Origin of the sequence: Streptomyces luteolifulvus (assembly GCF_008806595.1) — a bacterium.
GTDB lineage: Bacteria > Actinomycetota > Actinomycetes > Streptomycetales > Streptomycetaceae > Streptomyces > Streptomyces luteolifulvus.
In genome coordinates this window covers 24,868-46,528 of record NZ_VZRB01000025.1, presented here as the reverse complement: position 1 = coordinate 46,528, position 21,661 = coordinate 24,868, and the positions used below count along the sequence as shown (strand labels likewise).

The window sequence follows — 21,661 nt, the reverse complement described above, 5'->3', positions numbered from 1 at the left end:
CGCCGGTCCGCCCGCCCGACACGGAGCGTGACACACGGCAGGCGGCCGTGCCGTACCGGGAACGACCTTCGGTGCGACACGGCCGCATGGCGTCAGATCCCTCCGTCCACGTTGAGCGTCTGCCCGGTCATGTACGACGACAGATCGCTCGCGAGGAACACCGCGGCGCCGGCGACCTCCTCGGTCTCACCGAGCCGCCCGATCGCCGTCTTCTCGCTGTAGCGGGCCACCAGTTCGGCCCGCCGATCGGCCGGGATAGCCTTGATGTCGTCGCTGTCGATCACTCCGGGGGCGATCACATTGACCCGGACCCCCCGCCCGCCCAGCTCCTTGGCCGCCGACCGGGCGAAACCCTCCAGACCCGCCTTCGCCGCCGTGTAGTGGGCCCGCAGCGGAATCCCTCGGGCCGCGGCCCGGGAGCCGATCAGTACGACGGAGGCCCGCTGCCCGTACAGCGGCAGGGTCTTCTGCAGCACGGTGAACGCGGCGGTCAGGCTGGTGTCCAGCACCCGGTGCCATTCCGCCGCCGTCAGCTCCGGCAGCGGGACGTGACTGATCACGCCCGCGTTGTGCACGACGACGTCCAGTGAGCCGTACCTGGTCCTCGCCTCCTCCACCAGTCGGTCCACATCCACCGGGTCGGTCACATCGGCCTGGAGCAGATGGTGGTCGCCGTCCGTCCTCTTCAGCTCGGCGGCCAACTGGTCCGCCTGGGCACTCGGGTTCTGGTGGCAGGCCAGGACGTCGGCACCCGCCCGGGCGAGGGCGAGCACGATCGCCCTTCCTATGCCACGGCTGCCGCCCGTGACGAGCGCGTGCTTGCCGGTGAGAGTCGGATTCATGGAGGCTGCTCCAGGTTCGCTGTCGAAGCCGGGTGGTTGACGCTCGGATGTTCCCCGACGCCACTCGTCGGGGACTGGGAGCGCGGCACCAGCGGGGGGCCACCGGGAGACCACGACCGTCCGTGACGGGCCCGGCCTTCCGGGGCGCCTAGGGCAGCAGGACGACCTGTGCCGCGTGCACCAGTCCGGAGCCGAAGCCGATGAGCAGCGCCGGGTCCCCGGACCGGGCCGCGCCCGAGGCGAGCATCCGCTCCATCGCCATGGGGATCGAGGCACCGGAGGTGTTGCCGCTGTCGGCGATGTCCCGGGCGACGGCCGTGTCCGCGGACAGTCCGATGTCCTTGACCAGCGCGTCCGTGATGAGCCCGTTCGCCTGGTGCGGAATGAAGGCGGACAGCTCGCCCGGGGTGAGCCCGGCCCGTTCGATGGCCTCGCGCGCCGCCCGGCCCATGGTCTCGGTCGCCCACCGGAACACCTTCCATCCCGTCATGCACAAGTAGGGCCAGGGCAGTTCGGCGTCCTCACGCAGTCCGGGTGTCCAGTAGCCCGTCATGGTGATGGCGTCCATCCGTTCGCCGTCCGCGCCCCACGCCACCGGACCGATGCCCGGTTTCCCGGACGGGCCGATGACCACGGCGCCGGCGCCGTCGGCGAAGAGGAACGCCGTGGCGGGATCCTCGGGATCCACCACGTCCGTCATCCGGTCCGCCCCGATCATCAGCACATGACGCGCGGCGCCCGAGCGGACCAGGCTGTCCGCGATCGCCACGCCGTGGCAGAAGCCGGCGCAGGCCGCCGACAGGTCGAACGCCGCCGCCCGGTCGGCGCCGAGCCGGTGCGCGACGTCCACCGCGAGCGCCGGCATCTGGAGGAGATGGCTGATCGTGGCGACCAGAACGCAGTCCACCTCGTCGGCGGAAACGCCGGCCGCGGCCAGGGCGTGGTGCGAAGCCGCGGCGGCCATCACGGGCAGTGGCTCGTCGGGTCCGGCGAAGCGCCGGGTGCGGATGCCCGACCGGCGGGCGATCCAGCCGGGTTCCACCCCGATCCGTGGAGCGATCTCCTCGTTGGCGACGGCACGCACGGGCCGGTAGGCCCCGACGCCGAGAATGCGGCTGCCACCGACGGGAGTCGACTGCGACAACGACAACTGAGACATCTACCGAGCTCCTCCGGTAAGGGCACTGCGGGATCCGCAGGTGCAGCGATGCTCGCAGCGCCGGATCGCAGCCCGGTGGCGCGTCGTACGGCTGCGACCAGCAGCGGAGCCAGTCGTGCACCACCGGTTTCCCAGCGGGCTCAGGTGCGCGGTTGGGTCGGTGCGGGGGTGGCAGGGCTCTGCTTCCGGTCGGCTGCCGGGGCCGGAGTCGGCGGGTCGGCCGGCTCGACCGCGAGATGGGGCAGCCGCTTGTCGAGCCATCCGGGCAGCCACCAGTTGGCCGCGCCGAGCACACGCATGACGGCGGGCACCAGCATCGTGCGGATGACGAACGCGTCCAGGGCCACCGCCGCCGCGAGGCCCACTCCGAACTCGGAGATGATCCGCTCCTTGCGGAACACGAACGCGAAGAACACGCAGATCATGATGAGCGCCGCCGCGTTGATGACCCGGCTGGTGTTGGTCAGGCCCACCGTCACGGCCTTGGAGTTGTCGTGGGAGTGGACCCATTCCTCGTGCACCCGGCTCACCAGGAACACCTGATAGTCCATCGACAGGCCGAACAGCACCGCCAGCATGATCGTCGGCAGGAACGCCTCGACGGGACCGGCCCCGCCGACTCCCAGGGGCCCCGACAGCCGGCCCCACTGGAAGAGCGCCACCAGCACACCGAACGAGGCCCCCGCGGCAAGCAGGTTCATCACCGCCGCGGTCAACGGGATCACCAGGCTGCGAAAGGCCACCAGCAACAGCAGGAAGCCGAGCGCCACGACGATCAGCACGAACCACGGCAGTTTGCCGATCATGACGGTGGCGAAGTCGTCGAAGGTCGCGGTCTGTCCGCCCACGTACACGGCCAGCGTCGTGCCGCGTTCGGCGGCCGGAATCGTCGTGTCACGCAGCCGCGCGATGAGATCCGAGGTCGCCTCCTCCTGCGGTGCGGTCCTCGGAATCACCTGCACCACGGCCCTCGTGGCGTCCGGCCGCGCAGGCAGCGACACCACTGTCGCCACGTCCGGATCCTTGCGTACGGTGCCTGCGAGCCGTTGGAGAGCCGCCTGGTCGTCCGGCCCGCCGACCTTGGCGACCAACTGCAGCGGGCCGTTGAATCCCGGTCCGAAGCCCTCCTCCAGCATGTCGTAGGCCTGGCGGGTGGTGTTCGACTCCGGACGGTTGCCCTGGTCGGAGATGCCGAGCCGGAGCGAGAAGAACGGGATCGTCAGGACGGCGAGCACGACCGAGGCGGTGGTCAGGAGCGTCACCGGGCGGCGCTGGACGAGTGCCGCCCAGCGCACCGCCAGGCCACGCGGCTGCTCCGCCCGCGGTCCCTCGGCGGTTGGCCGCCGACGCTCGCGGCGGCTGAGCACCCGCATCCCGAACAGGCCGAGCAGCGCCGGCATGAACGTCACCGACGCGGCCATGGTGAGGACCACCATCAGGGTCGTGGCGATCGCGACACCGGTGAGGAACTCCAGCCGCAGCGCGAGCAGTCCCAGCAGCGCGATGCACACCGTGCCGCCGGCGAACAGCACCGCACGGCCGGAGGTGTTCAGCGCCCGGACCGCGGCCTCCTCCGGGGCCAGGCCGGACTTCAGGCACTGCCGGTGGCGGGTGATGATGAACAGCGCGTAGTCGATCCCGACCCCGAGGCCGATCAGCGTCGACAGGGTGGCGGCAAGTTCGGGGACGTCCGCGACATGCGACAGCAGCTTGATCGACATCACCCCGGTGCCGACGCTGAACAGCGCGCTGATCAGGGGCAGCAGCATGGCCGGCAGCGAACCGAAGGCGAGGTAGAGCACGATCGCCGCGGCCACCAGGCCGACCACCTCGGCGACACTCCCGGCCTCGCCCTCCTCCGTCTTCTCCGCGACCGGCCCGGAGACCTCCACCCGCAGGCCCTCGGTACGTGCCTCGGTTGCCGTGTCCACGACGCTGTCGGCCTCGTCCGTCGACAGTTCGTCAGCGGTCTTGTGGTAGGTGATCCTGGCGTAGGCGGTACGTCCGTCCCGGCTGATCTGCGTGGCGCCCGCCCGGGAGTACGGGCTGGTCACCGAGCCGACCGTGTCGAGCCGGTCGATCCTCTCGAGCGACGCGGACATGCGCTCGCGTACGGCGGCGTCCCGTACGGTTCCTTCGTCCACCCTCCAGACGACGGTGTCCATGTCCCCGGCACTCTCCGGGAAGGCGGCCTTGACGAGGTCCTGTGCCTTCCCCGATTCGGTGTCGGGCACGTGAAAGACGCTCGCATAGGCCGAGCCTGCCGACTGACTCGCCACGGCGACCCCGCCGAGCGTCACGAGCCACATCAGCAGGACCAGGAGGCGGTGCCGGAAGCACCAGCGGGCCAGCGTGGCCATGTCCCTCTCCCCAGAATTAATCGTCCGATCGATTAATACTTGTGAAGGTAGCATGCCGAGGTACAGCCCAGGTGACGGCACGACGCATGTGCGACACCTCCCGAGCCGCAGAACGGGAGCGGAAACACGGATGGCCCGGACCGCCGGAAGTACCGCCGAAGTGACCCGGCGGCGGATCCTCGAAGCCGCGAACACGCTGTTCGCGGAGCGTGGCTACGCCGGAACCTCGATGCGCGACATCGCGGAGCACCTGGGCATGACCAGCGCCGCCCTCTACTACCACTTTCCGGCCAAGGAAGAGCTGCTCTCGGCTCTGGTGGCGCCGGTGATCCAGACCCTGGACCGCTTCGTCGAGCAGGCCGAGCACGAGGAGAACGAGGAGAGCGGCGGGAGCGGCGGGAGCGACCAGGAGACGCTGATCCGCCGTTTCATCGCGGTCCTGGAGGACAGCGGCCGTACCCTCCAGGTCATCGCCACCGAACCCACCGCGCTGCGCATCCTCGTCGACCGCCACGATCTCGGGCGCCGGCTGGCCCGCCTGGAACACCTCATCGCCGGGACGGACGACCCGACGATGCTGCTGCGCTGCCGCTGCGCGCTGGGTGCGATCCGGATGGGCGTCATGTCCGGTCACGCGAGCCGACAGCTGTCCGGCGCGGCGGGGGCGGCGTCGCCCCGGCTCGCGGACGCCGAGCGTGAGCTTCTGGTGGCGATCGCGCTGGCGGTGCTCAACACCCCCATGCCTACCGGGGTTTCGTAGGGCGGACGGTCACGCGCAGCTCGGGGCCTCGGGAGCGTCCTTCGCGTGCCGCGTCAGTCCGCAGACGGTGCGCAGCGCGATCTTCCAGGTGTCCTCCTGGAGTACGGCGGCCCCTGGCCCGCCCGTGTCCAGCCGCCGGCCGTCGCGGGTGAGCGTGTAGTCGACGTCGGCGTGCAGGGAGGAGGTGTACGACACCGTGGTCACGTCGGCGCGCAACTTGCTGCCCAGGGGGTCGTCGAAGAGGTTGCTGATCATCAGCTCGTTCTCCGCCCCGTTCTCGACCACGTCCCTTCTGTCGTCGGAGGACGACTCCGGGTCGAAGAAGATCCGCCAGGCTTCCCTGATGTCCTGCTCGGCCTGCTCCGGATCCTCCGGTGCGGTCCCGGTCGGTGTGGGGGACTGGGAGGCCGGCCATGATGACGTGCTGACGCCTGTCGGCCCGGGCGGTCCGGGGGCGGACGGCACGGTCGTCCGAGGGGTGCCGCCGTCCCCGCTGCCGCTGTCGCAGGCACCGGTGAGGACGAGGAGGGCGGCAACTGCCACCGCCCAGGCTCCGCGTCGCGCCGTAGGGGTCGCACAGGACATGGGACTGCACCTCCGGATTCGCCGTGTGGCTGCACTACCCGGAGTGCGGGGATTCATCCGGCGGTCCTCAATCCCACCAGTTGAACAGCAGGTTGCCGAGGAGAGCAGCGCGCGAGTAGCGGATCTGGCCGAGTTCTGCCGGAGGCGCAGGAGTTGCGTGAGTTGATGACCGTCCCGGCCGGTGCCTACCTGACGCGCGCGGTCAGGCGGGCCACCTCCTGGGACGCCGTGCGGGCTTCCTGTTCGGCCTGGGCGAGGGCGTCGGCGGTCGCCTCGTGCCGCTCCTCGGCGGCCCGCTGGTCCTGTTCGGTGCGTCGGAGGTCCTCGCGTGCCTGGTGCAGTTGGTGCTCAACGGCGTCGACCTGCTGACGGGCCCGGTCGTGTTGGTCGCGTGTCCGTCGCAGCAGTGTGTCGGCGTCCGCGTGTGCCGCGCGCTTGGCGCGGAGCTGCCGCTCGGCCTCCTTGGCCGCCTTTGTGGCCTGGGCGAGCTGCTCCTGCCGTACGCGACGTCGCTCGGCGAGGTCGTTCTTCTGCGGTCGGCCCGCCGTCTTGGGAGCCGTCGGCCGAGTCGGCTTCCGTGGGACGGCGGCGGCCGGGCCGCTGTCGGAGGGGAAGGCCGACGGTGGGGTGAGGGCGCCGTGCAGGCGGCCGGTGGCCCACTGGTCGGCGGCCTCCTGATCGGCGAGTACGGCGCGCAGGGTGGCTTCGACGTCCTGCAGCACCGCGTCCGACAGCCGCTGCCCGGCCTCGCGAGCGAGCTGCGCGGCCTGCCGCGACATGGCGGAGACCACGCTTCGGCGCTGTGCGGACAGCTCTTTGACGCCGGCGGTGTCCAGGGTGCCGTACGCCTTGCGCAAAGCCTTGCCCAGCTCCAGGAACTGCCGGCTCTCCTTCGGCCGGGAGCGCAGCAGCAGGTTCGCGGCCCAGGCGGCCAGAGTGGGGCGGCGGGCGGCATGGATCCGGCGGGCGTCCTCCACGCGGCCGGCCTCCTTGGCGGCGGCGGCCAGCTCCTCGCGGTGGGAGACGAAGCCGGACGGCGGGGTGGTGTAGAGCTCGTCGAGAACGGCCTCCACGCCATCTCCGCCGCGCGTGCGGCGTGCGCCTTTACGCTGCATAAGCCCCAGACTCCACCGGGCCGGCCGATCACGCACACCGGATCACCCGGTCAGCAGCGCTGCCGGACCCACCGGGCCACCGGGCCTACCGACCAGCGGTCACGAGGGGCTCAGTGAACCGAAAGCCCGCCATCGACGAAGATCGACTGGCCCGTGATGTAGCCGGAGGCGGGGCCTGCCAGGAATACCGCCGCTCCGGCGAAGTCCTCGGCCAGGCCGTTGCGGCCGGCCATCGTGCGTGCGGCCAGTGCCGCAACCGTTTCCGGGTCGGACGACAACCGCGCGTTGAGCGGGGTCAGGACGAAGCCGGGCACCAGGGTGTTGGAGGTGACACCGTGTGGTGACCAGGCCTCGGCCTGGGAGCGGGCCAGCGATTCCAGCGCGCCCTTGGATACCCCGTAGGCGCCGCTCCGGACGAACGCCCGGTGCGCCTGCTGGGAGCTGATGTGGATGATCCGCCCGAAGCCACGCTGGGCCATACCGGGCCCGAACCGCTGTCCCAGCAGGTAGGGCGCCTCCAGGTTGACGGCCATCGTGACGTCCCACACCTCCTCGTCCAGCTCCTCCATCGGCGGACGCAGGTTGATCCCGGCGCTGTTGACGAGGATGTCGGGTTCCCCGAACACCTCCACCGCCTGCTCCGCCGCCGCGCGCACCGCCTCGCGGGTGCTCAGGTCGGCGCTCACCCAGGCCGCCCGGCAGCCGTCGGCCGCCAACTCGTCGACCGCGGCGGCCAGTTCCCGCTCCTTGCGCGCCACGATCACCACGCTCGCCCCCGCTCGTGCCAGAGCGCCGGCGATGGCCCCGCCGATGCCGGAACTGCCGCCCGTCACCACGGCGACCCGGCCGTCCAGGGAGAACAGTTCGGAGAGGTAGGTGTGTGAGGTCATGACCGCACCCTAGACAGCGTGCTGACGGCACCGGTGCATGACGGTGTGCTCCTCCGCTCGGCCCTTCCGTGGCCCACTGGGGGTGTGTTGCCGGGCCGCGCGGGACTGGCCGGGGCATGCTGGGGCGGCACCTCGTGTCGTCGGTGTGCTGGACGAATGGAGACCTGGGGTGCCCTCGGCCGTGACAGGGAGGACCGCGTGGCGGAGGACGCGCAGGCGGGGCTGCCGCCCGAGGCGGAGGCCGGAGCCCTGGCGGACCGTCTCAAGGAGCGCATCTACGCGACGATCACGATGATCGCCGTGGTCGTGGGACTGTCCGAGAGCGACGCCGGCCCCACCGGTGCAGCCGCCACGGTCCTGACGACGAGCCTGGCACTGTGGCTGGCCACGGTGGTCGCGGACCAGGAGGCACACCGCACGGTGCACCGCCGCCGCGCCACCGGTCGGGAACTGCGCCGGATGCTGTACGTGAGCAGTCCCCTGCTGTCCTGTGCGGTGGGCCCCGCCGTGATGATCGCCCTCGCCGCACTGGGGGCTCTGTCTCTGGACACCGCGCTGTTGATCGCGGCGGTCGTGGGGATCGTCCCGCTGTTCCTGTGGGGCTGCGTGGGGGGCTTGAGCATGGGAGCCGGAACCGTGGGCGCCTTGCTGGCGGGTGTGGTCGACGCGGTGATCGGTGTGGCCGTCGCGCCGGTGAAGAACGCCGCCGGACACTGACGGCCTCGCGCCGTTGTCCGCGGCCTACGCGTGCCGGTGTCCCCGGTGCCTGTCGAAGTCGCTCCAGGCACGCTCCCACTGCGAACGACGGTGCCCCTCCAGCCCCAGCCGGGCGATCCACCAGATGCCCAGGGCCAGCATGCACACACCCGCGCCGGCGGCCGTACCGAGCGCGACGCCCTGCGAGCTCGCCTGGGCCGCGGTGGGCGGCGCGGGGCGCATGCGGCCGGCGTCGTCGAGCCACACCGCGGTCGGAGCGCCCGCCTTGGTGCCCGCCTTCACCAGGGCGGTGTCGGTCCTCGGGGAGTCGTCGGCCGTCGTCCACCACACGGTCGCCCGTACGTGGTTGTTGATCGCCGAACCGGAGAATCTCACCGTCGTCGCGGGGGCGTCCTCGACGAGGCGTGCGGTGACACGGTGGAGATCCCGGGACTGATCGAGCGCGGCACGTTCGGCCACCGCCGCGGTCGCCCGCCCCACGATCGGCGCGGCGAGCAGCAGCATGGCCACCAGTGCCACGCCGATCCACGTTTCGACGGTGTCGGAGCGGCGTTTGAGCGGGTTGCGCCGCCAGCGCCACCACACCACCCGGCCGCGATGTCCCAGCATGCGCGCTCCCCTCCTCCGGCCGACCGGAATGGCCTCCGTGTCGCAAACCCACGGTTCCGCACCCTCGGCACGCGGGTGCAGAGCCCAGAGGTCGTCCGGGGCGGGGCCGTTCGGCCCTTTTCCACGAGCTGACGGGTCCACTTTCCGCGAGCCGACGGGTCCACGGCCGCTGAAGTGCCGTAGGCCACGGTGCCGTTCACGGACCCGGGGTCAGTCCTCGGAAGGGGTGTCCGATCCGGACGGCTCGGGCGCGGGAAGCATCGTCAGCAGCATGACGCTGGGCTCGATGGCCCGTACGGAGTGCGGCAGCCGGGCGGGCAGGTGGATCCAGCACCCGGGCACGGCCTCGGTCTTCTCCTCGCCCAGCACGAGGTCGAGGCGGCCCTTGACGACCTGGATGACGACGGGCAGGGCCGAAGTGTGCTCGGTCAGTTCCTGGCCGGTGGCGAAGGCGAAGCCGACCACGCGCAGGCGGTCGTCCCGGTACAGGACACGGCTGAGGGTGCCGTCCTCGGGAACGGCGAGGTCGGCGGTCAGGTCGGTGAATACGGTGGCGGTCATGGGGTGCCTCCTCAGGGCTGGTCGGGGGTGGGTACGGCGAGCATGCTGATCGCGCCGAGATGGGCGCTGTGGCGCTGGAAGACGCGCCGCATATGGGTCACGCGACGCAGCGCCACCGGGTCCCGCAGCGCCCGGCCGGCGATGCGCAGGGCGGGGAGCAGTCCCTCGTCGGCGATCAGCCGGCGTGGTTCGAGCAGCGCCATGGGCGCCGTCCTGCGGGCGGTGACGGTGAAGCCCTCCTCGGCGAGGAGTTCGCTCCACGCCCGGGGGGTCAGGGGGCGGGCGCCCACATGGATGGCGTCCCCCAGGTCCGCGTTGATCCGGTCGGCGAGCGCCGGGTCGAGGTCGTCGGGCAGCAGGCACAGTTCGTGGATGGCGTACCGGCCGGTGCCCTCGTCTAGGAGACGGCGTGCTTCCCGTACGACACGCCGCTTGGCGGGGTGGGGCTGCATGGTCAGCATCGCCTCGCCGTACACGACGGTGGCGCATCCGTCCGGCAGCCCGGTGTTCGCGGCGTCGGACCGCACGGCGTGAACCACGGTCGGGCCGGGGGCGTCGAGGACGCTCAGCGTGGCCACGGCGGCGGCGTCGCGGTCGACGGCGGTGTAGGTGGCCGGACGGCGGCCGAGGGTCAGCCGGGCGGTGGCCCCCAGGCCGGCGGCCAGCTCCACCACCCGGTCCCGCGGGTCCACGCCCAGGGCGTCCAGCATCCACCGGGTCAGCTCGATGCCACCGGGCCGCAGCACACGCTTGCCCAGACGGGCCAGCAGCCAGTGGCCGGGCATGCCGGCGGCGTCGAGTCCGTGGCCCGGGACGGGAACGTCCCTGTGCAGGGCCTGGCGGTCCGTCGATGCCATGGTCGTACCTCGCTCTCTGCCCGCAGGTTGCTACTTAGGCGAACCTAACTCGCGAGGTCGGTCGGAGACGGGGGCCGAACGTCCCGACTCCAGGGCCCAGTGGACCGGCCACAGCAGACTCCGCTGCCTCCCTACTCGTCCTGGAACAGGTCCGTGCTGAGGTAGCGCTCCCCGGTGTCGGGCAGGACCACGACGATCAGGGCGCCCTCGTGCTGCGGATGGCGGGCGAGGGTGGTGGCCGCATGGAGGGCGGCACCGCCGGAGACTCCGACGAGGATGCCCTCGGTGCGGGCCAGGAGACGCGACGCGGCACGGGCCTGGGACGCGGAGACGCGCTGGATCTCGTCGTAGACGTCGGTGTCGAGGACTTCGGGGACGAAGCCGGCGCCGAGGCCCTGGATGCGGTGCGGGCCGGGGGAGCCGCCGGACAGCACGGCCGACTCCGCCGGTTCCACGGCGACGACGGTGATGTCGGGCTTCTTCTCCTTGAGGACCTGACCGACTCCGGTGATGGTGCCGCCGGTGCCGACGCCGGCCACCAGGATGTCGATCTGGCCCGCCGTGTCCTGCCAGATCTCCTGGGCGGTGGTCCGGCGATGGGCGTCGGGATTGGCCGGGTTGCGGAACTGCTGCGGCATGAACCAGCCGTTCTCCTCGGCCAGTTCGGTCGCCCGGGCGACGGCGCCGGTCATGCCCTCCGCGGCCGGCGTCAGGACCAGTTCGGCGCCGTAGGCGCGCAGCAGGGCGCGCCGCTCGGTGGTCATGCTCTCGGGCATGGTGAAGGTGACCGGGTAGCCCTTGGCGGCGGCGACCATGGCCAGGCCGATGCCGGTGTTGCCGCTGGTCGGTTCGACGATCCGGGTGCCCGGCAGGAGCGCTCCGCTGTCCTGGGCGTCCTCGATCATCGCCAGGGCGATGCGGTCCTTGACGCTTCCGCCCGGGTTGGCGGCCTCCAGCTTGACGAGCAGACGCACCGGCAGGTCCGCTCCGTAGCGGCGCAGCGCCACCATGGGCGTGCGGCCTATCAGCGACGTGATCGAGGGGTGTATCGCCGTCATGGTCGTCCTTCTTGTTCGTGGCCGGGGGTGAGGATCCCGGCGTGGGGTGTCCTGGGTGTGACGTTCGGGCTGGTGGTGGAGTCCGCGTGGGCGGCGCGGACGGAGGAGTGGGCGGGGACGTCGCGCAGGACGAGGGCGTGCGCGCCGACGAGCGTGTCGTGGCCGATGTGGACCGGGCCGAGCACGGTGGCGCCGACGCCGAGGACGACCCGGTCGCCGATCGTGGGGTGCCGTTTCGCGGTCTTCGTGCCGTTCCACCAGCCGGTGCCGCCCAGGGTGACGCGGTGGTACAGCATCACGTCGTCACCCAGGACGGCGGTCTCGCCGATGACCACGCCCATGCCGTGGTCGATGAAGCAGCGTCGGCCGATGACGGCACCCGGGTGGATCTCGATGCCGGTGACGGCGCGGGAGAGCTGGGAGAGCAGCCTGGGCAGGAACGGCACACCGAGCCGGTGCAGCCGGTGTGTGATCCGGTGCGCCCAGATCGCCCACAGACCGGGATACAGCAGGACGTCGACGACGTGGACACCGTGCAGGGCGGGGTCCTTGCGGCAGGCCGTCCGGAGATCTTCGAAGATCATGCGCGTCTTTCTGTGGGGCTGGTCGCGGCGCGCGGCCGGCGGGATCGGGCCGAGTGGCACGCCTTGCTGCGCCACCAGGGCCTTTCTGACGGGCCTGGGCGCGGACCTGCCGTCGTCCGTGAAGGTGCACGCTACGGGCCGGTCCCGATGCGGCGCCGCGTCCGAAGCGCCCGGCATGGGTGGGCCGAACGGTCCGGATCGCCGCTTTCGGCATGGGACCAACAGCCCTCGACGGAGGGACTGTTCGGCCCGTGCGCGGACGGTCGTCGTCCGGCCACGCTTCATGCCTACCGAAACGGCAGGAGGCCACGGAACGCCGCCGCCGACTGCAGGCTGCGCGTTCTCCTACCCAGAGGCCGCAGTCGGAAGCGGTGTCCTGCCGGTTCGGTCGCTGTCCGGCCGTCTGCCACCCGTCTCAGGGCGGCCGGACAGCCTTCTGGCATGCCCTGCGGCGTGGACGGGTGCTCGTCCTCGCCCGGACCCTCGTGCCTCGACCCTCGGCCGGCCGGTCTGTTGAGGGCCCTGTGGTCCCGGCCGATGGGGCCGATGGTCCCAGGTCATAGGGCTGCATGCCCCGCCGATCTCCCACAGGGGTGAGGTTAGCCTCGCCTTACTGAACGATGCTCGTTCTGCGGGGCGGTGTCGCCCCTGGCGCGATGTGATGGAGACGCAGATGACTGCCTCTGGTGGGGTGCACGAGGAAGCAGGCGGCCGGGGGCCCACCGTCATGGACGCCGCGCCGCGCTCCCTGGCCGATCTGGTACCCGGTGCCCGTGCCGCGGTGGCACGGGTCGCCACGGACGCGGCACCCGCCGTGGTCCGCCGGCTGCACGACCTCGGCTTCACACCCGGAGCGGTGGTGGAGGCCGTACGCCGGGCGCCGCTGCGCGACCCGGTCCTCTACCGGGTCAAGGACTACGAGGTGTGCCTGCGACGGGCGCAGGCGGCGTGCGTGCACATCGTCGAGGTGGAGCGGTGAGCGCGGGCTGCCACGACACCGGCGGCACGGACGCGACCCTGATCGCGGCACCACGGATCGCCCTGGTCGGCGCCCCCAACTCGGGCAAGACCAGCGTCTTCAACGGCCTCACGGGCCTGCGTGCCAAGACCGGCAACTACCCCGGCGTGACCGTGTCCCGCTTCGTCGGGACCTCCCGCACGGGCAGTCACCGGCATGTGATCGAGGATCTGCCCGGCACCTACAGCCTGGAGCCGGTCAGCCCCGACGAGCGGATCACCGTCGACGTACTGGACGGTCGGCAGGAGGGCGCGGACCGTCCGGACGCACTGCTCGTCGTGGTGGACGCCACCACGCTGCGCCGGTCCCTGGGGTTCGTCGCCCAGGTCCTGGCCCGCGGGCTGCCGGCCTGTGTCGTGGTCACGTTCACCGACGAACTGGCCCGTCGCCAGGGCCGCCTGGACATCGACGCGTTCGCTCAGGCGCTCGGCGTGCCGGCGCTGCCCGTGGTCGGCCACCGTGGCCTGGGCATCGGGCAGCTGCGCGAGCAGCTCACCACCTGGCGCACCTGGCCGGCCCCGGCCGTGGCCCCGCCCACCGACCCGGACGAGCGGGAGGCGTGGGCGGAATCGATCCTGGCCTTCGCCGGCTACCGGCCCCCCGAGCGCCACCGCGTCACGCAGCGCGTCGACGCGGTGCTGCTGCATCCGGTGTGGGGGACGGCCGTGTTCTTCGCGGTCATGGCGGTGTTCTTCCAGACCGTGTTCACGGTGGCCGCCCCGTTGCAGGACTGGGTGGAGGCGCTGTTCGCGTGGCTGTCGGGCCTGGTGGACGCCCATGTCGGCAATCCGTGGGTGTCCGGGCTGCTCGCGGACGCCCTCATCGCGGGTGTCGGCGGCGTGCTGGTGTTCGTTCCGCAGATCGTGCTGCTGTTCCTGCTCCTGGCCCTGCTGGAGGGGGTGGGCTATCTGGCGCGGGCGGCGTTCCTGATGGACCGGGTGATGGCCCGCTTCGGTCTGGAGGGCCGGGCGTTCGTGGCGCTGCTGTCGTCGTTCGCCTGCGCGATCCCCGGCATCATGGCCACCCGTACGCTGCCCTCGGCCAGGGACCGCCTGGCCACGATGATGGCCGCACCCCTGATGACCTGCTCGGCGCGACTTCCGGTGTACGTGCTGCTGATCGGCCTGCTGGTCGACCCGTCGGCGAAGCTGGGCCCGTTCGGCGCGCAGGGCCTGGTCATGTTCGGCCTGTATCTGCTGGGTGCCGTGTCCGCGATGCTGGCCGCCTGGGTGTTCAAGAAGCTCGGCGACCGTCATGGACAGGCGGTGCCGTTCTTCATGGAGATGCCGCCCTACCGGCTGCCCGCCCCGCGCGCGGTGCTGGTGGCGATGGGGTCCTCCGCGCGTACCTTCCTGCGCAAGTGCTCGACCGTCATCGTCGCCACGAGCGTCGTTCTGTGGCTGCTGCTGAACCTGCCGCTGCACTCGGACGCGCAGCTGCGCGCGGCGGGCGTCGACACCACCGACTCCGTCGCGGTGTCCGCGTACACGGTCGACCATAGTTACGCCGCCGACCTGGGCCGTCTGGTCGCCCCGGTCTTCGACCCGCTGGGCTTCGACTGGCGCATCAACGTCGGCGTGCTGTCGGCGCAGGCCGCCCGGGAGACCTTCGTCGCCACGCTCGGGCAGGTCGCCGCCGCGGAAGACCCCGAAAAGCCCGAACAGGCGTTGCGGACCATGACATACCCCGACGGGCCGCGGGCCGGGGAGCCGGTGTTCACCGCGCCCACCATCGCCGCCCTGCTGGTCTACTTCGTCTACGCGCTGCAGTGCATGGCCACCGTGGCGGTCCTGCGCCGGGAGACCGGCACCTGGCGATGGCCGATGACCGCCTTCACGTATCTGACCGTACTGGCCTGGCTGATGGCCTACTTGGCCCGCACGGCCACCGTCCTGCTGGGCGGGTGAGCCCGCCGTGATCCCGGTACACCCGCAGCAGGTGCCCGGCCGGCCCGACCGGCTGCGCTGGATCGTCCCCGCCGGAACCCTCCCCGGCGCTGGTCCGCTCGCCGGGGTGCCCGCACCGCTGGCCGCCCTGCTGGCCGACGGCACCCTCGGGCAGATCACCCTGGAGGGCGAGGCCGTCGTCACCCGTCTCGGCGCGGACCGCACCTGGCCCCGCGAGGGCGCCAGGGTCCGCACCGCGCTGCACGCCGCCCTCGGCGACCCCGAGGGCTGGATCCGGGATACCGGCACCGCCCCTTGCGACGACGACGCACAGCTGTACGCCGCGGCACAAGAGGTTCTCGCCGGGGAGGTGGGCGACTTCGCCCGCTCCCACGGCGGCAGCATCGACCTCGTCGACGTGCACGAGGGCATCGTCACGGTCCGCCTCGGCGGCACCTGCCACGGCTGCCCCGCCTCCTGGTTCACCCTGCACCAACGCCTGGAACGCCGCCTGCGCCGACTCCACCCCGGCCTGCGGGAGGTCCGCAACACCGGCGGGCCGGTGAGCCGGTTCGGCAGGCGGTACGACGCCCGGGGAGTGTCTTCGTGAGGGCGTCGGCGCAGCCACGAGCGCACACAAATGGATGCCGCAAATGCAAGGTAAAAGCGACCTAATACTTCGCGTGAGCAGAATATGTGACCATGTAGGCTGGCATATGCGTTTGCGTAAGGTGCCGGTTCGGGTACGGTCGTCCCGGAGGTGGTAACCCGTGATTCAGTCCTTCGCAGCTGCCGGTACGGCCGCCCGTCCGGTGGCGGAACTCGTCCTCGCCGGCGATCTGAACCGTCCCGCCCGGCTGACCGTGCCCGACCTGCGGGCCTGGCCGCAGCACGCGGCAGACGTCAGCTTCGAGTGCGCCACCAGCGGTATCCAGCGCCACCGCTTCACCGGCCCGCTCCTGCACGACGTGCTCACGGACGCCCGCCCCGGCTTCGACCCGGCCCGCCGCAAGGACCGCCTGCGGTTCCTGATCGCCGTCTCCGGCACGGACGGCCATCACGCCCTGCTGTCCTGGGCGGAGATCGACCCCGACTTCGGCCGCGCGCCCGTTCTGCTCGCGGTCACGATCGACGACACCCCGCTGGAAAGCGCCGGAGCTCAGCTCGTCCTGCCCCAGGACCGCTGCGGCGGCCGGCACATCAGCGGCATCAACGCGATCCGTGTGGACGGGGGCTACCCCTCGTGGGCGTGACGTCGAGCGATCCACGTGCGGGCGTCCTGATCGTGCAACACCTTCCGCACGAGGGCCCGTACGCCATTGGTACGGCGCTGGAGGCGGCGGGACTTCCGGTGCGGGTGTGCCGGATCTGGGCGGGCGATCCGGTGCCGGAGTCGCCGAGCGAGCTGGCGGCGCTGGTGGTGATGGGCGGGCCCATGGCGGCGTACGACGACTCCCCGGTGCTTGTGACCCGCGCGTCCGAACTGGCCTTGCTGCGCGGCGCGCTGGGGGCGGAGGTCCCCGTGCTCGGGGTAGGCCTCGGCGCTCAGTTGCTGGCGGTGGCCGCGGGCGGTGCGGCCCGTCCGGGCGACGGTCGGCAGATCGGCTGGGAAGAGGTACGGACGACTGCGGCTGCGTCCGCCGACCCGCTGTTCGCCGGATTTCCTGAGCGCCTGCGCGTGCTGCACCGGCGCGGTGACACCCTCGACCTCCCGGCCGACGCGACCCAGCTGGCATCCTGCGACCGCTACCCGGTCCAGGCGTTCCGGATCGGCGGCTCGGCGTGGGGACTGCGCTTCCACCTGGAGGCGGACAAAGCGGCGGTCGACGCCTTCGCGGCCGCCTTCCCCGACGAGGCCGCGCCGGACCTCCAGGAATCCGCCCCCGCCGAACTGGCGGCTCTGGCCCCGCACCGCGACGACGTCTTCGAGCGCTTCGCCACCCTCGTGGCGTCCCGGGCGACGACGACCACGACCCGTGCCTTCTTCACACCCCGGGCGGCGACCTGGGAGGAGCGCTTCGCCGCCGACGGTCCCAGATACGCGGCGGCCGTTTCCCGTATGGAACTGCGCCCGGAACAACGGGTCCTGGATGCGGGCTGCGGCAGCGGCCGCGCCCTGCCCGCACTTCGCGCCCAGGTCGGCACCGAGGGTGTGGTGCTCGGCGCGGACCTCACCCCGGCGATGCTCACCGCCGCCGCGCGGGAGGGACGCACCGGGCTGTTGCTGGCGGACGCCTGCCGACTCCCGCTGCGGACAGGGTTGTTGGACGGAGTCTTCAGCGCGGGCCTGATCGACCACGTCCCCGACCCCACGGCCGCCCTGCGCGAATGGGCCCGGGTGACCGCCCCCGGCGGTGTGCTGCTGCTCTTCCACCCCTCCGGCCGGGCCGAACGCGCCGCCCGCCACGGCCGTTCCCTCGACCCCGCCGACCTGCTCGCCGAGGAGAATCTGCGACCGGCCCTGCACACCACGTGCTGGGATCTCACCTGCTACGAGGACGCGGCACACCACTTCCTGGCGCGGGCGGTACGCCGTACGGGCTGAAGGGTCAGGCGCTCCCTGAGCCGGACCCCTGCTCGCCCCCTGGGGCGGAGCCGTGCTCGGCCTCATCTGCCCACCGGGCGGCGAGTTCTCCCGCGCGCCAGGCCGCGTCGACCGCCGCGTCGGGTCCGCCGCCCGCACGTCCCACCGCATATCCGACCAGGAAGGTCGTCAGCGGTGCGGCGGGCCGGGCGACCGAATGCGCGGCATCGCCCGCGAGGGCGAGCAGCAGAGCCCGGCCGACTTCCAGGTTGATGCCCAGCTCGGCCTTCACCGCGGCCGTCCATTCCTTCAGTCCGTCGTCCATGACCATGTTTCCTTCGTCCATCCGACCTGAGGCATGCGTTCGTGTGCGGCTACAGGAGACTGCTCCAGTACGGCCAGAACCGGGTGAGGACCAGCAGTGCGATCACCCCGTACCAGGCCGCGAGCAGCATCCAGTGCGTGTCCCGGAGGACCGCCAGCACACCCCGGGACGCGGGGACGATGCCCCGTTCCAGGCAGTGCAGGGTCAGGTACCAGAACAGGGCGATGGTGACGACCCAGACGACGACGCAGTAGGGGCAGATCTTGTTGAGTTCGTAGAGCGACTGCACGATCAGCCAGTGCACGAACACCACGCCCGCCAGCGCCCCGGCGGCCAGCGCGAGCCACAGCCGGCGGTGCAGGCGCGCACCGCTCAGCACGGCGACGCCCAGGGCGGCCACGGCGGCGAAGGCACCCAGCCCGACCAGCATGTTGGGGAAGCCGAACAGGCTGCCCTGAGGGCTGGACATGACGCTGCCGCAACTCACCACGGGGCTGATGTTGCACGGCGGTTGGTAGGTGGGGTCGCGCAGCAGCCGCCAGTCGTCCACGGTGAGCTGGAAGGCGGCGAGCCAGCCGACGACTCCGGTCACCAGCATGACCAGGCCCGTCCGGCGGCTCGCGCTCACAGTGTGCTCGCGCCGGGCGGTGGTGGCGTCCGGCGCGAGCGCGGGCTGCTGACTCATGCGGCGCGGCGGGAGCCGGAGGCCGACTGCGGCCTGCCGCCGGCCGTCGGGGCCGCAGTCGGCGTGGCCCGCCGACGGTAGACCAGATAGGGCCGGGCCAGGTAGCCGATCGGGGCGCTCCAGACATGGACCAGCCGGGTGAACGGCCAGGCCGCGAAGAGCAGGAAGGCGGTCAGGGCGTGCAGCTGGAACAGCAGCGGGGCGTCGGCGATCGCCTCGGGCTGCGGCTGGAGGACGAACAGGCCGCGGAACCATACGGAGACGGTGGTGCGGTAGTCGTAGCCGGCGCCGAACACGTTGTGGGCGGCGGTCGCGGTGATGCCGAGCAGGACGGTGGCGGACAGCAGCGGGAAGAGGAGCTTGTCGCTGCGGTTGGTGCTCAGCCGGATCGTCCGGGTCAGCAGCCGTCGGGCGCACAGCATGCCGAGCCCGGTGACCATGGCGACGCCGGCGACGGAACCGCCCCAGACCGCCGTGGTGTGGTACGTGTGCTCGGAGATGCCCGCGGCCTCGGTCCACGAGTCGGGGATGGCGAGCCCCATCACGTGCCCGGCGATCACCATGAAGGCGCCCAGGTGGAACAGCGGGCTGCCCCAGCGCAGCCAGCGGTGTTCGAGGAGCTGGCTGGTGCGGGAGGTCCAGCCGAACTGGTCCTGCCGGAAGCGCCAGATGTGCCCGACGACGAAAACGGCGAGACAGACGTAGGGGACGGCGACCCACAGGAGGAGGTCCGCGCCGCCGGCGGACGCGGCGGCCAAGGGGGTGGGTACGGCGTTCATCGGGGGCCTTCCGTACGGCTGGTGGGAGCGGGGGGCACACGGGTCGGCGGGGCGGCCGGCGGCGGCACGAAGGTGCCCGGAGGAGCGAACTCCCCGTCCCCGTACGTCCCGTAGGGGTCGAGGCCGACGTCCTCGTTCGGCGGGCCCTCGGCGACGAGCTGGTCCACCGCCGCACGGTCCGCCTCGGTGGGCGGCGGCAGCAGGGTGAGCAGCGCGGCCAGGACGTGCCGGTAGGGCGAGTCGGCGTCGGTCAGGGCGCGGTGGATGAGCTCCAGCCCGCGGTGGTGCTGGCGCAGTGGTGCCTCACCGCCTCCCGGACCGGCCAGGGCGGCGAACTCCAGCACGACCGGGAGGTGGTCGGGCAGTTCTCCGTGGTCGGTCTCCCAGCCGGCCGCCCGGTATCGCTGGTTCAGGGTGAGCAGGGCCATGCCGCGGCGGCGGGTGTCGCCGTGCAGGTAGTAGGTGAGATAGAGGCTGCTCTTGCGGCGTAGGTCGAACATCTCGACGTAGTGGCGCTCCAGAGCCTCCAGCTCCTGCCCGGCGAACCAGGCCGTGAAGTCGGCCAGGTGCCCGGCGGCGGGCGAGGACGGCAGCGCCTTGACGGTCGACGTCAACACATCGCGGGCGGTGGCGAGTTCGGCGTCCGGATACTGAAGCAGCAGCGAGCACATCCGCAGCAGCAGGGTGCGTGCCTCGGCCTCTTCGGGGGTGAGCCGGGCCGGGCGGCGTACGGCCGCCCGGACGCGGGTGCGGACGAGGGCGGGGATTGATGGGGGTCCCCCCAGGCGTTTGGCACTGGGGGAGGGCAGGGGGCTCACATCAACCTCCGGAGGTGTTGCGGCGCAGGGTGGGGATGCCGAGCATCACCTTTCGGCCGGCGGCGTCCGTCGGGTCGCCGGACGTCTCGACCGGGCAGCGGTCCTCCATGGCGCTGAGCGCGGCCGCGTCCTCCTTGTGGGCGGCGGGGATGACGTACCGGTCCTGGTACTTGGCGACGGCGAGGAGCCGGTGCATGTCCTCCGCCTCGCGGATCGTGAGGCCGACGGCCTTGAGCACGGCCTCGTCCCCCTCCTCGCCGAGGGTGCGTTCGCGCATGTACGAGCGCAGCGCGGTGAGCTTCATCAGCACACCGGCGACCACCTCGGAGTCCCCGGCGGCGAACAGCTCCGCCAGGTACTCCAGCGGGATGCGCAGCCGGGTGACGGCGGCGAAGACATGGTCGGGGTCGTCCTGGTTGCCGCCCGCGGCGTCCACGGCGTCCAGCACCGGGGACAGCGGGGGCACGTACCAGACCATCGGCAGGGTGCGGTACTCCGGGTGCAGCGGCAGCGCCACCTTGTACGTCGAGATCAGCGCGTACACGGGGGAGCGGCGGGCGGCGTCCAGCCAGTCCTCGGGGATGCCGGACCGGCGTGCCGCGGCGATCACTTCGGGGTCGGACGGGTCGAGGAAGACGTTCCGCTGGGCGTCCAGCAGGTCCTTCTCGTCCGGGGTGGCCGCGGCCTCGCCGACGCGGTCGGCGTCGTAGAGGACCAGTCCGAGGTAGCGCAGGCGTCCCACGCAGGTCTCGGAGCAGACGGTGGGCTGTCCGGCCTCGATGCGCGGGAAGCAGAAGGTGCACTTCTCGGCCTTGCCGGTGGCGTGGTTGACGTACACCTTCTTGTACGGGCATGCCGTGACGCACATGCGCCAGCCGCGGCACTTGTCCTGGTCGACGAGGACGATGCCGTCCTCGACCCGCTTGTACATCGCGCCCGACGGGCAGGCGGAGACACAGGCCGGGTTGAGGCAGTGCTCGCACAGGCGGGGCAGGTGGAACAGGAAGGTCTGCTCGAACTCGAACTTGACCTTCTCGGCCCATTCACCGGTGAGGTTGGGGTCGCCGCCGGCATGCTCGGGCGCGCCGCCCAGGCCGTCCTCCCAGTTGGCACCCCACGTGATGGCGGTGGGCTTGCCGGTGAGCACGGAGCGCGGGCGGGCGACGGGGATGTCCTTGCCGGCCGGGGCGTTGACGAGGTTGTCGTAGTCGTAGGTGACCGGCTCGTAGTAGTCCTCGATGGACGGCAGGTCGGGGTTGGAGAACAGCGACAGCAGGCGCTTGACGCGTCCGCCCGAGCGCAGGACCAGGCGGCCGCGCTTGTCGAGCATCCAGCCGCCCTTCCAGTGCTCCTGGTCCTCGTAGCGGCGCGGGTAGCCGACGCCGGGCTTGGTCTCGACGTTGTTGAACCAGGCGTACTCGACACCGGTGCGGTTGGTCCACGTCTGCTTGCAGGTGACCGAGCAGGTGTGGCAGCCGATGCACTTGTCGAGGTTCATCACCATCGCCACTTGGGCCATGACGCGCATG

23 protein-coding genes are annotated in these 21,661 nt (G+C 71.8%); 7 read left to right on the top strand and 16 right to left on the bottom strand.

Annotated features, from left to right (window positions below; translation table 11 throughout):
• Nucleotides 1-92: 92 nt before the first annotated feature.
• From F7R91_RS29410 to F7R91_RS29400, 3 genes are all read right to left on the bottom strand, one after another.
• On the bottom strand, nt 93-842 hold the full coding sequence (locus tag F7R91_RS29410; protein ID WP_150953464.1) for an SDR family NAD(P)-dependent oxidoreductase: 750 nt from the start codon (nt 840-842) through the stop codon (nt 93-95).
• A gap of 148 nt (nt 843-990) precedes the next feature.
• Nucleotides 991-2,001 (bottom strand): beta-ketoacyl-ACP synthase 3, encoded by a 1,011-nt coding sequence (locus F7R91_RS29405; RefSeq protein ID WP_150953461.1) that lies wholly within the window; start codon nt 1,999-2,001, stop codon nt 991-993.
• Nucleotides 2,002-2,141: 140 nt separating this feature from the next.
• Complete coding sequence (locus F7R91_RS29400) at nt 2,142-4,361, bottom strand: MMPL family transporter (protein WP_150953458.1); 2,220 nt, start codon at nt 4,359-4,361, stop codon at nt 2,142-2,144.
• A gap of 130 nt (nt 4,362-4,491) precedes the next feature.
• Between F7R91_RS29400 and F7R91_RS29395 the strand changes: the two genes are divergently transcribed.
• The gene (locus tag F7R91_RS29395; RefSeq protein WP_191971683.1) at nt 4,492-5,121 is read left to right on the top strand and encodes a TetR/AcrR family transcriptional regulator; all 630 of its coding nucleotides are present in this window, start codon (nt 4,492-4,494) and stop codon (nt 5,119-5,121) included.
• A gap of 9 nt (nt 5,122-5,130) precedes the next feature.
• Here the strand turns inward: F7R91_RS29395 and F7R91_RS29390 are convergent, their stop codons facing one another.
• From F7R91_RS29390 to F7R91_RS29380, 3 genes are all read right to left on the bottom strand, one after another.
• The gene (locus tag F7R91_RS29390; protein WP_225320852.1) at nt 5,131-5,664 is read right to left on the bottom strand and encodes a hypothetical protein; all 534 of its coding nucleotides are present in this window, start codon (nt 5,662-5,664) and stop codon (nt 5,131-5,133) included.
• Nucleotides 5,665-5,891: 227 nt separating this feature from the next.
• Complete coding sequence (locus tag F7R91_RS29385) at nt 5,892-6,821, bottom strand: hypothetical protein (RefSeq protein WP_150953450.1); 930 nt, start codon at nt 6,819-6,821, stop codon at nt 5,892-5,894.
• A gap of 110 nt (nt 6,822-6,931) precedes the next feature.
• The gene (locus F7R91_RS29380) at nt 6,932-7,711 is read right to left on the bottom strand and encodes an SDR family NAD(P)-dependent oxidoreductase (RefSeq protein WP_150953447.1); all 780 of its coding nucleotides are present in this window, start codon (nt 7,709-7,711) and stop codon (nt 6,932-6,934) included.
• Nucleotides 7,712-7,867: 156 nt separating this feature from the next.
• Between F7R91_RS29380 and F7R91_RS29375 the strand changes: the two genes are divergently transcribed.
• Entirely contained in the window at nt 7,868-8,428 is a 561-nt protein-coding gene (locus F7R91_RS29375) for a hypothetical protein (protein ID WP_225320851.1), read from the top strand.
• 24 nt (nt 8,429-8,452) lie between these two features.
• On the opposite strand, the gene F7R91_RS29370 is transcribed toward F7R91_RS29375, so the two are convergent.
• From F7R91_RS29370 to epsC, 5 genes are all read right to left on the bottom strand, one after another.
• Nucleotides 8,453-9,037, bottom strand: a complete 585-nt coding sequence (locus F7R91_RS29370; RefSeq protein ID WP_150953444.1) for an Rv1733c family protein — start codon at nt 9,035-9,037, stop codon at nt 8,453-8,455.
• Nucleotides 9,038-9,247: 210 nt separating this feature from the next.
• Complete coding sequence (locus F7R91_RS29365; RefSeq protein WP_150953441.1) at nt 9,248-9,598, bottom strand: cupin domain-containing protein; 351 nt, start codon at nt 9,596-9,598, stop codon at nt 9,248-9,250.
• A gap of 11 nt (nt 9,599-9,609) precedes the next feature.
• Nucleotides 9,610-10,455, bottom strand: a complete 846-nt coding sequence (locus F7R91_RS29360) for a methyltransferase domain-containing protein (RefSeq protein ID WP_150953438.1) — start codon at nt 10,453-10,455, stop codon at nt 9,610-9,612.
• Between the two features lie 131 nt (nt 10,456-10,586).
• Nucleotides 10,587-11,513, bottom strand: a complete 927-nt coding sequence (cysK, locus tag F7R91_RS29355; protein WP_150953435.1) for a cysteine synthase A — start codon at nt 11,511-11,513, stop codon at nt 10,587-10,589.
• On the bottom strand, nt 11,510-12,097 hold the full coding sequence (gene epsC, locus F7R91_RS29350; RefSeq protein WP_150953432.1) for a serine O-acetyltransferase EpsC: 588 nt from the start codon (nt 12,095-12,097) through the stop codon (nt 11,510-11,512). The genes cysK and epsC overlap by 4 nt, the downstream gene beginning before the upstream one ends.
• A 673-nt stretch (nt 12,098-12,770) precedes the next feature.
• On the opposite strand from epsC, the gene F7R91_RS29345 reads away from it, so the two are divergent.
• The 5 genes from F7R91_RS29345 (at nt 12,771) to F7R91_RS29325 (ending at nt 17,546) form a co-directional block, all read left to right on the top strand.
• Complete coding sequence (locus F7R91_RS29345; RefSeq protein WP_225320850.1) at nt 12,771-13,076, top strand: FeoA family protein; 306 nt, start codon at nt 12,771-12,773, stop codon at nt 13,074-13,076.
• A complete protein-coding gene (feoB, locus tag F7R91_RS29340) occupies nt 13,073-15,022 on the top strand; it encodes a ferrous iron transporter B (RefSeq protein ID WP_150953430.1) in 1,950 nt (649 codons plus the stop codon). Before F7R91_RS29345 ends, feoB begins: the two co-directional genes overlap by 4 nt.
• A 7-nt stretch (nt 15,023-15,029) precedes the next feature.
• Entirely contained in the window at nt 15,030-15,611 is a 582-nt protein-coding gene (locus F7R91_RS29335) for a NifU family protein (protein WP_150953427.1), read from the top strand.
• Between the two features lie 160 nt (nt 15,612-15,771).
• Nucleotides 15,772-16,254, top strand: coding sequence for a molybdopterin-dependent oxidoreductase (locus F7R91_RS29330; RefSeq protein ID WP_150953422.1), 483 nt, complete (start codon nt 15,772-15,774; stop codon nt 16,252-16,254).
• On the top strand, nt 16,251-17,546 hold the full coding sequence (locus tag F7R91_RS29325) for a methyltransferase domain-containing protein (RefSeq protein WP_150953419.1): 1,296 nt from the start codon (nt 16,251-16,253) through the stop codon (nt 17,544-17,546). The genes F7R91_RS29330 and F7R91_RS29325 overlap by 4 nt, the downstream gene beginning before the upstream one ends.
• A gap of 4 nt (nt 17,547-17,550) precedes the next feature.
• On the opposite strand, the gene F7R91_RS29320 is transcribed toward F7R91_RS29325, so the two are convergent.
• From F7R91_RS29320 to narH, 5 genes are read right to left on the bottom strand one after another with little or no spacing between them, the layout of a single operon-like run.
• Nucleotides 17,551-17,850: a DUF6457 domain-containing protein gene (locus F7R91_RS29320; RefSeq protein WP_191971682.1), complete on the bottom strand. Its 300-nt coding sequence runs from the start codon at nt 17,848-17,850 to the stop codon at nt 17,551-17,553.
• A 49-nt stretch (nt 17,851-17,899) separates the two neighbouring features.
• Nucleotides 17,900-18,535 (bottom strand): vitamin K epoxide reductase family protein, encoded by a 636-nt coding sequence (locus tag F7R91_RS29315; protein WP_225320849.1) that lies wholly within the window; start codon nt 18,533-18,535, stop codon nt 17,900-17,902.
• The gene (gene narI / locus F7R91_RS29310; RefSeq protein WP_150953416.1) at nt 18,532-19,314 is read right to left on the bottom strand and encodes a respiratory nitrate reductase subunit gamma; all 783 of its coding nucleotides are present in this window, start codon (nt 19,312-19,314) and stop codon (nt 18,532-18,534) included. The genes F7R91_RS29315 and narI overlap by 4 nt, the downstream gene beginning before the upstream one ends.
• Entirely contained in the window at nt 19,311-20,132 is an 822-nt protein-coding gene (narJ, locus tag F7R91_RS29305) for a nitrate reductase molybdenum cofactor assembly chaperone (RefSeq protein WP_225320848.1), read from the bottom strand. The genes narI and narJ overlap by 4 nt, the downstream gene beginning before the upstream one ends.
• A gap of 1 nt (nt 20,133) precedes the next feature.
• Entirely contained in the window at nt 20,134-21,660 is a 1,527-nt protein-coding gene (gene narH, locus F7R91_RS29300; protein WP_191971681.1) for a nitrate reductase subunit beta, read from the bottom strand.
• Between the last annotated feature and the right edge of the window lies 1 nt (nt 21,661).